This window comes from Butyrivibrio sp. WCD2001, from assembly GCF_000424485.1.
Taxonomy (GTDB): domain Bacteria; phylum Bacillota; class Clostridia; order Lachnospirales; family Lachnospiraceae; genus Butyrivibrio.
Window position 1 is genome coordinate 221,791 of record NZ_AUJZ01000005.1, and the last position, 12,820, is coordinate 234,610.

At 45.3% G+C, this 12,820-nt stretch carries 14 protein-coding genes; all 14 read left to right on the forward strand.

The annotated features are described in order from the left end of the window. Window positions 1-114: 114 nt before the first annotated feature. The 14 genes from fmt (at window position 115) to sigH (ending at window position 12,708) form a co-directional block, all read left to right on the forward strand. Window positions 115-1,044: a methionyl-tRNA formyltransferase gene (fmt, locus tag G630_RS0105830; protein ID WP_022762623.1), complete on the forward strand. Its 930-nt coding sequence runs from the start codon at window positions 115-117 to the stop codon at window positions 1,042-1,044. Window positions 1,045-1,121: 77 nt separating this feature from the next. Beyond that, on the forward strand, window positions 1,122-1,844 hold the full coding sequence (locus G630_RS0105835) for a zinc metallopeptidase (protein WP_044958787.1): 723 nt from the start codon (window positions 1,122-1,124) through the stop codon (window positions 1,842-1,844). Between the two features lies 1 nt (window position 1,845). Further along, the gene (gene rsmB, locus G630_RS0105840) at window positions 1,846-3,231 is read left to right on the forward strand and encodes a 16S rRNA (cytosine(967)-C(5))-methyltransferase RsmB (protein WP_026498044.1); all 1,386 of its coding nucleotides are present in this window, start codon (window positions 1,846-1,848) and stop codon (window positions 3,229-3,231) included. A gap of 24 nt (window positions 3,232-3,255) precedes the next feature. Beyond that, window positions 3,256-4,302, forward strand: coding sequence for a 23S rRNA (adenine(2503)-C(2))-methyltransferase RlmN (gene rlmN / locus G630_RS0105845; RefSeq protein ID WP_026498045.1), 1,047 nt, complete (start codon window positions 3,256-3,258; stop codon window positions 4,300-4,302). Beyond that, complete coding sequence (locus G630_RS0105850) at window positions 4,302-5,783, forward strand: DUF1846 domain-containing protein (RefSeq protein ID WP_334291021.1); 1,482 nt, start codon at window positions 4,302-4,304, stop codon at window positions 5,781-5,783. The genes rlmN and G630_RS0105850 overlap by 1 nt, the downstream gene beginning before the upstream one ends. Window positions 5,784-6,032: 249 nt before the next feature. Continuing rightward, the gene (locus G630_RS0105855; protein WP_022762608.1) at window positions 6,033-6,488 is read left to right on the forward strand and encodes a hypothetical protein; all 456 of its coding nucleotides are present in this window, start codon (window positions 6,033-6,035) and stop codon (window positions 6,486-6,488) included. A 337-nt stretch (window positions 6,489-6,825) separates the two neighbouring features. Continuing rightward, window positions 6,826-7,338, forward strand: coding sequence for a CarD family transcriptional regulator (locus G630_RS0105860; protein ID WP_022762607.1), 513 nt, complete (start codon window positions 6,826-6,828; stop codon window positions 7,336-7,338). An 83-nt stretch (window positions 7,339-7,421) separates the two neighbouring features. Continuing rightward, window positions 7,422-8,684, forward strand: a complete 1,263-nt coding sequence (locus G630_RS20915; protein WP_044958790.1) for an alanyl-tRNA editing protein — start codon at window positions 7,422-7,424, stop codon at window positions 8,682-8,684. Between the two features lie 17 nt (window positions 8,685-8,701). Beyond that, window positions 8,702-9,418, forward strand: coding sequence for an AzlC family ABC transporter permease (locus tag G630_RS0105870; RefSeq protein WP_022762605.1), 717 nt, complete (start codon window positions 8,702-8,704; stop codon window positions 9,416-9,418). Continuing rightward, a complete protein-coding gene (locus G630_RS0105875) occupies window positions 9,411-9,716 on the forward strand; it encodes an AzlD domain-containing protein (RefSeq protein WP_022762604.1) in 306 nt (101 codons plus the stop codon). The genes G630_RS0105870 and G630_RS0105875 overlap by 8 nt, the downstream gene beginning before the upstream one ends. A 33-nt stretch (window positions 9,717-9,749) precedes the next feature. Continuing rightward, on the forward strand, window positions 9,750-10,295 hold the full coding sequence (gene ispF / locus G630_RS0105880; protein WP_022762603.1) for a 2-C-methyl-D-erythritol 2,4-cyclodiphosphate synthase: 546 nt from the start codon (window positions 9,750-9,752) through the stop codon (window positions 10,293-10,295). Further along, on the forward strand, window positions 10,285-10,719 hold the full coding sequence (locus G630_RS0105885; protein WP_022762602.1) for a Mini-ribonuclease 3: 435 nt from the start codon (window positions 10,285-10,287) through the stop codon (window positions 10,717-10,719). The genes ispF and G630_RS0105885 overlap by 11 nt, the downstream gene beginning before the upstream one ends. 510 nt (window positions 10,720-11,229) lie before the next feature. Beyond that, window positions 11,230-12,045, forward strand: a complete 816-nt coding sequence (gene rlmB, locus G630_RS0105890) for a 23S rRNA (guanosine(2251)-2'-O)-methyltransferase RlmB (protein ID WP_081667813.1) — start codon at window positions 11,230-11,232, stop codon at window positions 12,043-12,045. A gap of 39 nt (window positions 12,046-12,084) precedes the next feature. After that, window positions 12,085-12,708, forward strand: a complete 624-nt coding sequence (gene sigH, locus G630_RS0105895; RefSeq protein WP_026498047.1) for an RNA polymerase sporulation sigma factor SigH — start codon at window positions 12,085-12,087, stop codon at window positions 12,706-12,708. Window positions 12,709-12,820: the final 112 nt, after the last annotated feature.

Below are 12,820 nucleotides of genomic sequence, written 5' to 3' on the forward strand. Positions count from 1 at the left end.
TTGTAAAAAGCTCTCCATTAGTTTAAAATAACGGATGGAGGGCTTTTCTTGTTTGTAGAAGTCATCTAACCTATAAGGATTATTATAGATGTATAAGGAGACAGAATAATTAGTATGAAAATAGTTTACATGGGGACACCGGATTTTTCCGTGCCACCGCTTGAAAAAATGATAGAGGCAGGTCATGAAATAGTTGCAGTTGTGACTCAGCCCGATAAACCAAAGGGCAGAAGTGATAAGCTTGTTCCTTCTCCGGTAAAAGAGTGTGCACTAAAGCACGGATTGAAGATCATGCAGCCTAAGAAAATCAGAGAGGCAGAGGTAGTCGAGGAACTCAAAAGTCTCGGAGCAGATATCTTTGTAGTTGCTGCTTTCGGTCAGATCCTTTCTCAGGAAGTTCTTGATATCCCGAAGTTTGGATGCGTCAATATCCACGCGTCACTTCTTCCGAAATACAGAGGCGCCGCGCCCATTCAAATGTGCATCTTAAACGGTGACAAAACAACAGGCGTTACCATCATGCAGATGAATGCAGGAATGGACACCGGCGATATGCTTATAACGAAGGAAATCCCGATTGAAGAGGATGACACCGCAGGTACGCTTTTTGACAAGCTCATGTACCTCGGAGCAGACCTTATAGTTGAAGCACTTCCGAAAATCGAAAAGGGAGAGCTCACACCGACTCCACAGAACGATGCCGAGGCTACAAAGTGCGGCAAGATCAGCAAGGATATGGGGCAGATCAACTGGAACGACGACGCTTCGAAGATTTCCTATCTTGTAAGAGGCATGAATCCCTGGCCCAGCGCTTATACTCATCTGAACGGCAAAATGCTTAAAATTTGGACAGCAAAAGTTCAGAATAATACATCAAATGGCAATCCCGGCACGATAGCAGCTGTCAATAAAGACAGCTTTACAGTAAACACCGGCGACGGCCTCCTTGAAATCACCGAGCTTCAGCTCGAAGGCAAAAAACGCATGGATGTAAAATCCTTCCTCCTTGGATACACCTTAAACACTGGAGATAACCTCGAGTAACTTTCTTATATTATATATATTACTGGGCGGCAAAGATTGAACCTTTGCCCGTATTATTACATTTTGGAGGAGTTTGTATGTATAGATATAGTTATGGATATGGTAGGGGAATGATGTTTGATGCTACGTATATATTGGTGCTGATTGGTGCGCTGCTGTGTATCATTGCCAGTGCCATGGTCAAGTCCACCTACAATAAGTATGCGAAAATAAGAAGCATGTCAGGCATGACAGGTGCGCAGGTTGCTACCGAGATTTTGAGAAGAAACGGCATAAATGACGTGGCGGTTGTCCATGTGCCGGGAAACCTCTCTGACCACTTTGATCCAAGAAATAACACCGTTAACCTCTCGGACAGCACCTATAATTCCACCAGCGTTGCGGCCATCGGAGTCGCCGCTCATGAGTGCGGACACGTTATGCAGCATCACACAGGATATGTGCCAATCAAGATCAGATCAACGCTTGTTCCGGCTGCCAACATAGGTTCACACATCGGAATACCGATTATCATACTTGGACTTATTATCGGAATGACACCCCTTGCGAAGATCGGAATATGGGTATTTTCACTGGCAGTGGCATTCCAGCTTGTTACACTTCCGGTTGAGTTTGATGCTTCTCACAGAGCGCTCGTTATGCTCGGAGATTACGGCATTCTTGCGGATGACGAAGTGGACCAGTCCAGGAAAGTACTTAATGCGGCTGCCCTTACTTACGTTGCGGCTGCTGCATCATCAATACTTCAGCTTCTTCGTTTGGTTTTGATGGTAAACGGCGGAAACAGAAATCGGAGGTAAAATGGCAGGGAAGATTAATGAAAGGCGTATAGCCTACGACATTCTCGCTGAGATGGGAAAAAGCGACTCTTTTCAGAAGTCGGCGGTAAAGCTTGCGCTAAATAAATATGATTTTCTTGATGCTAATCAAAAATCCTTCATCAAGTATCTTGCGGAGGGAACAATTGAGAGACAGATAAGCCTGGACTATGTTATCAGCCTGTTTTCCAAGACACCCATATCAAAAATGGCAAAGCCCATCCTGTACATAATAAGAATGGGTACTTTTCAGATACTTTACATGGATTCCGTTCCGGATTCCGCTGCGGTTAACGAATCGGTGAAGCTTGCGGCAAAACTTCATTTCATGGGACTCAAGGGCTTTGTAAACGGAGTGCTTCGTAACATTGCAAGGAACAAGGCCAATATAAAGTGGCCGGATTACGATGAATCCAAGGCATCGCGAATTAAGTATCTTTCAGTAAAATATTCAGAGCCGGAGTGGCTTTCCAAAAAGTTTCTGGAAGATTTTGGCTTTAAAAAGACAGTTGAAATATTCAAGTTTTTCCTGGAACCAAGACCTGTAACGGTGCGGTTTTCCAATAGGTTCGAAACTGAAGAACTAAGAGGAATTCTTGCAAAAATGAAGGAGGCGAACAACGGCAATATCGTTATGAAACCAAGTCCGCTGCTTTCCTATGCGATGGACCTCTATCACACCGACAATATCAGATATCTTCCGGGCTTCGAAGAAGGCGCCTTCATGGTGCAGGATATCAGCTCCATGCTCGTTACCGAGGTTGCGGGACTTAGAAAAGGAGATACGGTCATTGATGTCTGCGCGGCACCCGGGGGCAAGAGCCTTCACGCTGCGGATGTTTTGAGAAATACAGGAAAAGTCATTTCCAGAGACATATCTCAAAATAAGTGTATTTTAATTCGTGAAAACGTTAACAGAATGAGATGCGATAACGTTGTTGTCGAAGAACATGATGCCGAAAAACATGATCAGACTTTAGAAAATGCTGCGGATGTGTTATACTGTGACCTTCCGTGCTCGGGACTTGGAGTTATCGCAAGAAAACCCGACATCAAGATGAACACCGACATGCATGCTATAGAGACGCTTCAGGCAAAACAGAGAAGTATTCTAAACAATGTGTGGAATTATGTTAAGCCCGGCGGTATACTTATTTACAGTACATGCACGCTCACAAAAGAGGAGAACCTCGAGAATTACAAATGGATTCTGGAAAATCTCCCCTTCGAGGCGGTAAGTATAGAGGACAGGCTTCCGGGACCGATGAAGGAAGTTCTTACGGCCGGAGCCGGTTATATCCAGATAATACCAGGGGAATTCGGCACTGACGGATTCTTTATTTCGAAGTTCAGACGCAAGGATGAATAACTTTTGTATCATTAAGGATTTTCAATGACAGATATCAAATCACTGACAAAGGAAGAATTAACAAGCTTTATTAAAGACATGGGGGAGCCCGGCTTTCGAGCCGGGCAAATCTATGACTGGATGCACAAGAAGCAGGCTCGAAGCTTTGAAGAGATGACCAATCTCGGGAAGAACCTTCGTGAAAAACTCTCCGGAGAATGCGATTTTGTGGCGCTTAAGGTAGTGAAGGTGCAGGAATCCAAAATCGACGGAACTAGGAAATATCTCTTTGAGCTTGGCGATGGCAACCTTATCGAGAGCGTTTTTATGAAGTACCGCTTCGGTAACAGTGTCTGCGTATCCTCGCAGGTAGGCTGCCGAATGGGCTGCAGATTCTGTGCATCGACAATAGACGGCGTCGAGAGGAACCTTGAACCCTCTGAGATACTTGACCAGATATATTCCATAATGTGCGACACCGGCGAGAAGGTGTCGAGAGTGGTGGTCATGGGAAGTGGCGAACCGCTTGATAATTACGACAACATTCTGAAGTTTGTACGGCTTTTAACAGATGAAAACGGGCTTAACATGGGGCAGCGAAATCTCACGATATCGACCTGCGGAATTGTTCCGAACATGAAAAAGCTCGCGGATGAAAAATTACAGATAAATCTTGCCATATCGCTTCATGCTTCAAATCAGAAGAAGAGGCAGGAACTGATGCCGATAGCGAATCAGTATTCCATAGAGGAGCTTTTGGAAGCCTGTGAATACTATTTTGATAAAACCGGAAGACAGCTGACCTTCGAGTATTCGCTTGTGGGCGGCGTCAATGATACGGACGAGGATGCCGACGAGCTCGCGGATATCCTTAAGAATCTAAACTGTGTAGTCAACCTGATCCCGGTCAATCCCATAAAGGAGCGGGATTTCGTGGAGAGCACCGCGGAGCGGGTTCAGGCTTTTAAGAAGAAATTGGAAAAACGACGCATAAACGCCACAGTACGGCGTGAGATGGGTAGAGACATAGACGGAGCTTGTGGACAGCTTCGAAGAAGACACATAGAGAATAACCAGGAGGAAAACCAATGATGAAACAGGCTTTTGACAACGACAAGTATCTGCAGATGCAGTCAGAAAGGATCCGTGAGAGGATAGGACAGTTCGGAGGAAAACTGTACATGGAATTCGGCGGTAAGCTTTTCGATGATTACCACGCTTCCAGAGTTCTTCCGGGGTTTCAGCCCGACTCCAAGATCCGCATGCTTACTCAGCTTAAAGAGGATGTAGAGATTGTAATTGTTATTAACTCGGGTGATATTGAGAAAAACAAGGTCCGCGGAGACCTCGGAATAACCTACGATATGGACGTGCTTCGTCTTATCGATGCTTTCCACGGCTACGGACTCTATGTGGGATCTGTTGTCCTCACCAGATATGACGGCACAGAGCAGGTTATGGCTTATCAGAAGAAGCTTGAATCCCTTGGCCTCAAGGTTTACAGACACTATACAATCCCGGGATATCCTTCAAACATCCCGTTCATCATCAGCGAGGAGGGCTACGGAAAGAACGAGTACATTGAGACCAAGCATTCACTTGTAGTTGTGACTGCGCCCGGACCCGGCAGCGGGAAAATGGCTGTCTGCCTGTCTCAGCTTTATCATGAAAACAGACACGGAGTTAAGGCGGGTTATGCAAAATTCGAGACCTTCCCCATCTGGAACATTCCGCTTCAGCACCCGGTTAACCTTGCCTATGAGGCAGCAACCGTTGACCTTGCTGACATGAATATGATTGATCCGTACCATCTTGAAGCTTACGGACAGACCACTGTCAACTACAACAGAGATGTCGCTGTTTTCCCTGTACTCAACACAATGTTCAAGGAGATTTACGGCGATTCACCCTACAAGTCACCTACGGACATGGGTGTAAACATGGCAGGTAACTGCATTATCGATGACGAGGCCGCTCAGGCAGCAGGAAAACAGGAGATAATCAGACGTTACTACAAGGAACTCTGTGAAAAGAGAAAGGGTGACAGCTCACAGGAGCGAATCGACACTCTTGAAATCCTCATGCAGAAGGCCGGCTGCAGCATTCAGGACAGACCTGTGGTTGCTGCCGCTAACTTAAAGGCAGAGCTTACAGGCGCACCGGCAGCTGCTATTGAGCTTCCGGACGGCCAGGTTGTTACAGGTAAGACCAGTGCCCTCATGGGTGCAACCAGCGCTATGATGCTGAATGCCCTTAAGGTGATGGCAGGAGTGCCGGATGAAATTGATCTCATCTCACCTACAATTATCGAGCCTATTCAGAATCTCAAGACCCAGCAGCTTGGCGGACATAATCCGCACCTCCATGTTGGCGAAATACTGATAGCTCTTACAATCTGCGCTGCAACCGATAAGCAGGCAAAAGCAGCACTGGAGCAGGTTGACAAGCTTCGCGGCGCTGAGGTTCACTCAACGGTTATTCTTTCACCTGTTGATGAATCCACCTTCCACAAGCTGGGCGTTAACCTTACCTGCGAGCCGCAATACCAGACCAAGAAACTGTTCCACGGTTGATAATTTGCGTCTTCCCCCAAGGGGGAGCGCCAAAATATAAGCCTTCCCCTTGGGGGGAAGGTGGCGCGCAGCGCCGGATGAGGGGCTCTACCACAGGCCTCTTTTTTGTTACTTCAATTTCGTAACAAATTCTTAACGAAAAAACATTTAATTAATAATGATTTTATAGATTTATAAGATTTGTTTATAAGAAGGCGTGCTATAATTACCATATGGAAGTTCACTCCCCGTGATGACAGGAGGCTCAGTATGAATCAAAGCTTATACGATGCGGTGTTCTGTGTGGATGTCGGTGGGCAGAAGATTGATCCTTTTGCAGCCGCAACTATAGATTTCGGAAAAGTTATCAGCGACATGAAACTTGGCGGGTATGAGATCACTTCTCTCCATGTTGCAGAGTTTATGGTTCTCCATTTTCTGGATGACCTTAGAAAAATCAAGAACCAGATTATCACTGAGACCATGGATCTGCCCAATAAAGAAGAAGTGTGCAGAGAAAATTACGGAATGTCGTTTAAAGACATACATGCTCTTGAACCCACCAAGGATATTGAGTTTGACCTAAAGAGCGGACAGGTGCTGTTGTTCCTGTCGAATGATGCTCAGTACATGGAAGATGCATATATGAAACTGTTTGGACAGCAACTTAACGAGTTCTGTCAGAATACAGGTTTTATATACACAAAGCTCGGTGAAGCTTTATAACACCCGGCTTTATAGTAATTCCTCCTTTCCTTTCTTATATTGTTATTGTTGCGAAGATGGCCTGGCGCGAGTATACCTCCGTCGGGTCTTCTTTATTGGCTAGAAATGCTACATTGGCGCGGCTTTTTGCCGGTTAAAACAGGCCCTATTAGCATATACTAACAATATTCTGATAGTTTCTTAAGATTTTCTTAAAAAAGAGCCCGATATATTACATTAATCGTAAAAAATTGCTATGATTGTTCTAGTGTCGCCCTTGTTTTTTAGAAGTAGTCATCGGATGGGGTTCTGCCGTCCGAAAAGGCTTTTTCTTGTTTTATTTTTAGGAGGAAAAAATATGCTGAGTAGAGGAGATTGCGTCGTTTATGGTAACCATGGACTTTGTGAAGTAAAAGACATTTTGGTTCCGTCTTTTCTTGAGAGAGGCAATGAAACCTTATACTACAGCATGGTGTCAAGCATAGACACCAAGGGGGTTCTGTATGTTCCCGTTGACGGAGCAGAGGCTAAGATGCGTGATGCTATTGATGCAGACGAAGCCGAGGAACTTATCGATGAGATCGACGAGCTTGAAGTATACGATATTCCCCAGGGAAAGAAGGCTGAGGCTGTTATCGTAGAAGTTATCAAGAGAAATAAGGCTCCCGAGATGATGTGCCTTGTTAAGTCTCTTCGCAAGATTAAGGCTACAAGAGCTGCCGAGGGCAAGAAGTTCGCATCAATGGATGAGAAGTACCTCGGAATCGCTGAGAAGCTCCTTTATTCTGAGATGGCTTATTCAATGGAGTCCAAGCTCGACGCAGTAAAAGAGCGCGTTACCAGCGAGCTTTCACAGCTTACACTTGCATAATAATTGATTATTTCAGGGATGCCGATGAGGCATCCCTTTTTTAAATTTCTGAATAACCTCAAAGTGTGGTAAAATAAAGCATTATGAACGAAAATACAATAAAACTTTATGATGAAAATGCATATTCAACAGAGTTCACAGCAAGAGTAATAAGCTGTGAGAAGATAGAAGGCGAGAACGGACAGTATAAAGCTGTATTTGACCGGACTCTGTTTTTTCCTGAAGAGGGCGGACAGACTCCCGACAGAGGCGTGGTTTATCTCCTTAGTGAACAGGATATTGAGCGATTAAAAACAGCAGGAACATCTGAAAGTGCCGATGCCTTTACGCAAGGGGAAAATGATATCAACGTCCTCGACGTCCAGATCAAATCCGATATAATCTATCATTATCTTGATAAGGAGCTCGAGGAAGGCTCCACGATTCTCGGGAAAATCGATTTTAGTCACCGTTTTTCAAACATGCAGCAGCACTCCGGAGAGCACATTTTTTCCGGAATAGTGAATTCTGAATTCGGCTATGATAACGTGGGATTCCACCTCAGCGATTCTATTGTGACAATGGACTATAGCGGTCAGCTTTTACCCGAACAGCTTGCGGACGTAGAACTGCAGGTGAACAGGGCGATTTATGAAAATTGCGAGATCAGGGCATATTACCCGTCACCTGAGGAACTTGCGGATATCGACTATCGAAGTAAGAAGGAACTGACCGGGGCGGTTAGAATAGTCGAGGTTGACGGCTATGATGTCTGCGCTTGCTGCGCGCCTCATGTTAAGAGAACCGGCGAGATCGGAATATTGAAAATTGTTGGTTTTCAGAATTATAAGGGCGGAACAAGAGTCAGCATTTTGTGCGGGAAAAGAGCGCTCGAGTTTTTGTCGGGTGAGCATAATATGATCCAGGAACTAGCTGGAGAACTATCTACTTCCGGTGACAATATTCCAAACATTGTGCATAAGCAGCAGGAAGAAATAGCCACTCTGAAAAGAAGTCTTTCCGAGGCAGGCGAGAAGCTTCTGAATATAGAAGCTGACAAGGTACCTGAAGACGTACGAAATGTCTGTCTTTTAGCGGACAAGGATTCGGATCCTAATGTCATCAGACGTGTTGTGAACAGACTTGTCAGCGAGAGAGAAGGGTACTGCGGTATCTTTTTCGGAGACGATGAGAGCGGTTACAGATTTATAATCGGATGCCCGGATGGACTTAACAGCAACGATGTTCTGACGCAGCTCAGGAAAAGCTTTCAGGTTCGCGGCGGCGGAAAACCCGCCATGGTCCAGGGCAGCATAGAAGGCGCAACAGCTGATAATATTATGGAGACATTCGGACAGCTTGGCTGACGGATGAGGGGAGAATTATGGAAAAAGAAAACGAATTTATAGAAGGCTTAAGGGATGCAATTCCCGTCTGCCTCGGATACCTTGCGGTATCCTTTGCCTTCGGCATTCAGGCGGCGGAAGCAGGTTTGACCGTTTTTCAGGCATCTCTTATGTCACTTACAAATGTAACGAGCGCGGGGCAGTTTTCATCCCTCGACCTCATAGCTACTAATGCAACCTACGCCGAGATGGCGCTGTTGCAGTTGGTGGTCAATATCAGATACATGCTGATGAGTACGGCGCTGTCGCAGAAGTTTTCATCAAAAGTCGGTACACTATCAAGATGCCTTGTAGCGTACGGCGTTACGGATGAGATTTTCGGACTTAGTGTCACCAGAAAAGGGCGCCTGAAACCCGCCTATTCCTACGGACTTATTATTTGCTCGGTTTTTGGATGGGTACTAGGAACCTTCCTTGGAGCATTCGCGGGACAGATTATGCCCCAGAGGCTTATCAGTGCGCTGGGACTTGCAATATATGGAATGTTTCTTGCGATTATAATCCCGGAAGCCAGTGAAAACGGTGCGGTTATGGCGGTTGTCATAGGAGCCATGGTTATGAGTACGGTTTTCACATATGCTCCGGTACTAAGTTCTATTTCATCGGGTTTCAGAATTATTATAGTAACGGTCGTGATCGCAGCAGCTGCCGCAATTTTCGCACCAAGAACAGAGGAGGACACGGCAGATGCATAACATATTCGGCTATATTTTTGTGATGGCACTGGTTACATATCTTGTCAGAATGTTGCCGCTCACACTTATAAGAAGAGATATCAACTCACGCTTTGTAAAGTCATTCTTATACTACGTACCCTATGCGACGCTGGCAGCTATGACTTTTCCCGCTATCATCCATGCGTCAGATTCCATGCGCGCATCGGTGATAGGTTTTGCGGTGGCGCTTGGATTATCCTTTAGGAAGCGAAGCCTTCTTACGGTAGCAGTTGCAGCTTGTGCTGCGGTTTTTGTGGCGGAGTGGTTTTTAATCTAATTAGAAAAGTTGCATTAACGGAGGTTAATAAACATGCATATAGGAACAGGTTATGATGTACATAGATTGGTTGAGGGAAGGAAGCTCATCCTTGGCGGCGTGGAGATACCTTATGAAAAGGGGCTCCTTGGCCATTCCGATGCGGATGTTCTGCTTCATGCCATAAGTGATGCGCTTCTTGGCGCCTGTGCGCTCGGAGATATCGGCAAGCATTTTCCTGATTCGGACCCTAAGTATAAAGGCGCCGATTCATTAAAACTGCTCTCGGAGGTCGGCAGAATGCTGGAGGATAATCACTATCTTATAGAGAACATCGACTCCACCATTTTATGTCAGGCACCAAAGCTTCGTCCTTACATCGACACCATGCGCCAGAACATCGCTGATGCGCTTGAAATCAATATTGCGCAGGTCAGCGTCAAGGCTACAACCGAGGAAGGTCTTGGATTTACCGGTGCCGGAGAGGGAATAGCAGCTCAGGCCATTTGCCTTCTTGCAAGCCCTATCGAATTTACAACAAGAAACGTGACTTTCCAGACTGGCGAAGCACCTGAAGGAGGATGCTGCTGTGGACAATAATATTGACCTTGCGGCTATAATCCGTGAGAATTTTGCTGTGCCGGGCGAACCCATGAATAGATATAGCCCGTTGGCTCTTGCCTTTATGGGAGACAGCGTCTACGAGATAATCATTCGCAGCATTGTTGTTCAGGAGGCCAACAGACCCGCCGGCCAGCTCAACAAGATAAAAGTGAAATATGTCAATGCCGCAGCCCAGGCTAAAATTATTGAATTTTTAGAGCCCGACCTCACCGAGGAGGAGCTTGACGCCTACAAGCGCGGTCGCAACGCCAAGTCCTACACGAGTGCCAAGAACCAGAGCGTCACGGACTATCGCAAGGCCACCGGCCTCGAGGCTCTTTGCGGATACCTTTATTTGAAAGGTGATCTGGACAGACTGATAGAGCTTCTGAAAAAGGGTATTGAAGTTATCGATAGATAATTATTGTGGTGGGATAGGCTGGAGTGGCATTACATCAGCATAGGTTAAAGGCATAATCTTAGCTTTTGGCGACAATTACCTTGAAAACATGAAAAGATGGAAAATCATGGTAGGGAGTAGGCAGTTAATTACCAAGATAATAGGGAAAAGCGATAAATTAGGGTAGAGAGAAGGCAGGCGATTACCAAGATAATATGAAAAACGGATAAATCAAGGTAAAGAGCAGACATAGCAATACCTAGAAAAAGGTAAAAATGTAAAAATCTTGGTACAGCATAGTCTAAGGTTTACCAAGAAAAATAGAAAAATAGGAAAATCTTGGTAACAATTAGTTTTTCCCGGACCAAGATAATCAAGAAAACAAACTAATCTTGGTAATTAGTAGAAGAATTCATACCAAGAAAGTATCAAATTCAAAACAATATGGGTAAGAATAGACTAAAACAAGAAATAATAGCAAGATACAGAGCCTAAGCAACTAAACAGAGAAACGGCTCAATAGGTGAAAATATGAGAGATAATCAGAGAAACGACTACAAACATTCAAGAAATGACAAGCATACCAGAAGAGAGGAAAATGACATTGAAAGCCTCACCATCGAGGGCAGAAATGCTGTAATAGAGGCGCTTCGAAGCGGCAGGACAATAGATAAGATTCTGATCCTTGACGGATGTCAGGACGGCCCGATCGCGACGATAAGAAAAGAAGCCAAAAAAGCCGGAATCATGATGAAGTTTGTTTCAAGGGACAGACTTGATCAGATTTCAGAGACAGGTGCGCATCAGGGAGTAATTGCCTATGCGGCGGCTTATTCATACTCAGAAATTGATGACATATTCAACCTTGCTGAGGAAAAGGGCGAATCACCTTTCGTATTCTTGTTGGATAATATTGAAGATCCGCACAATCTCGGCGCGATTATAAGAACAGCCAATATTGCCGGAGCTCACGGGGTTATAATCCCGAAGAACCGTGCGGTCGGTCTTACCGCAACTGTTGCCAAGACCAGTGCCGGCGCGCTTAATTATACACCGGTGGTTAAGGTAACCAATATGGCGAGAACAATTGAGGACCTTAAAGACCGCGGCATGTGGTTTGTATGCGCCGACATGGACGGACAGCCTATGTACGACCTCGATCTCAAGGGCTCCATCGGACTTGTAATCGGAAACGAGGGCTCCGGGGTGAGCAAGCTTGTACGTGAAAAATGCGACATGATCGCTGCCATTCCCATGAAGGGAGAGATCAATTCTCTCAACGCTTCGGTGGCTGCGGGAGTTCTCGGCTTTGAAATCGTAAGACAGCGCGGTGGATACGGAAAATAAAAAAGTATCAGAATTCACAATTTTTTATGAGGGATTTACATGTCAAAAATAACCGGCGATGAGACCGATGAGGAGCTTATCACAAGGCTTCGGGACGGGGAATCGGACGTAACAGACTACATAATGAATAAGTATAAGAATCTGGTCAGGACCAAGGCTGCATCCATGTATATTCTCGGGGCAGACAAGGATGACCTCATTCAGGAGGGTATGATAGGCCTGTTTAAGGCTGTCCGCGACTACGATGCAGGACGTGATGCCAGCTTCAAGACCTTTGCGGATCTGTGCATATCAAGGCAGATGTACACCGCAATTCAGGCGTCCAACAGAAAAAAGCACGCTCCGCTTAACGGCTACATTTCGCTTTACTCCAAACTCGGAGATTCCGAGGAGGACAAGGAGTTTTCGCTGGATCAGGTTCTGGAAAATATAAACGACAACGATCCGGAATCTATGATGATCGATCGCGAGAACACCAGAGATATCGAAAAATTCATTGAAAACGGCCTGAGCGATTTTGAACAGGCAGTCCTGGAACTCCATCTGACCGGCATGAGCTATGTGGAAATCGCAAGAGTCCTCGGACGAGATGAAAAGTCCACTGATAATGCACTTCAGAGGCTCAAAAACAAGATCAGGAAATATGTTAAAGACATAAAATAGCTATAAAAAATACGTTGAAGATTAGAGAAAATCGGCATTCTGAAAAAAGTTTGCCGATTTTTTTTATTTTTTTTATTTTGACTGCAACTTTTTAAAAATCCTCTCACTCTAT

Bases quoted from the DNA above. Each gene is read 5' to 3' on its own strand.
- G630_RS0105875 (WP_022762604.1), top strand. From the start codon at position 9,411: ATGCATAACATATTCGGCTATATTTTTGTGATGGCACTGGTTACATAT.
- fmt (WP_022762623.1), top strand. From the start codon at position 115: ATGAAAATAGTTTACATGGGGACACCGGATTTTTCCGTGCCACCGCTT.
- G630_RS0105850 (WP_334291021.1), top strand. From the start codon at position 4,302: ATGAAACAGGCTTTTGACAACGACAAGTATCTGCAGATGCAGTCAGAA.
- G630_RS20915 (WP_044958790.1), top strand. From the start codon at position 7,422: ATGAACGAAAATACAATAAAACTTTATGATGAAAATGCATATTCAACA.
- G630_RS0105860 (WP_022762607.1), top strand. From the start codon at position 6,826: ATGCTGAGTAGAGGAGATTGCGTCGTTTATGGTAACCATGGACTTTGT.
- G630_RS0105855 (WP_022762608.1), top strand. From the start codon at position 6,033: ATGAATCAAAGCTTATACGATGCGGTGTTCTGTGTGGATGTCGGTGGG.
- G630_RS0105870 (WP_022762605.1), top strand. From the start codon at position 8,702: ATGGAAAAAGAAAACGAATTTATAGAAGGCTTAAGGGATGCAATTCCC.
- rsmB (WP_026498044.1), top strand. From the start codon at position 1,846: ATGGCAGGGAAGATTAATGAAAGGCGTATAGCCTACGACATTCTCGCT.
- ispF (WP_022762603.1), top strand. From the start codon at position 9,750: ATGCATATAGGAACAGGTTATGATGTACATAGATTGGTTGAGGGAAGG.
- rlmB (WP_081667813.1), top strand. From the start codon at position 11,230: ATGAGAGATAATCAGAGAAACGACTACAAACATTCAAGAAATGACAAG.
- G630_RS0105835 (WP_044958787.1), top strand. From the start codon at position 1,122: ATGTATAGATATAGTTATGGATATGGTAGGGGAATGATGTTTGATGCT.
- sigH (WP_026498047.1), top strand. From the start codon at position 12,085: ATGTCAAAAATAACCGGCGATGAGACCGATGAGGAGCTTATCACAAGG.
- rlmN (WP_026498045.1), top strand. From the start codon at position 3,256: ATGACAGATATCAAATCACTGACAAAGGAAGAATTAACAAGCTTTATT.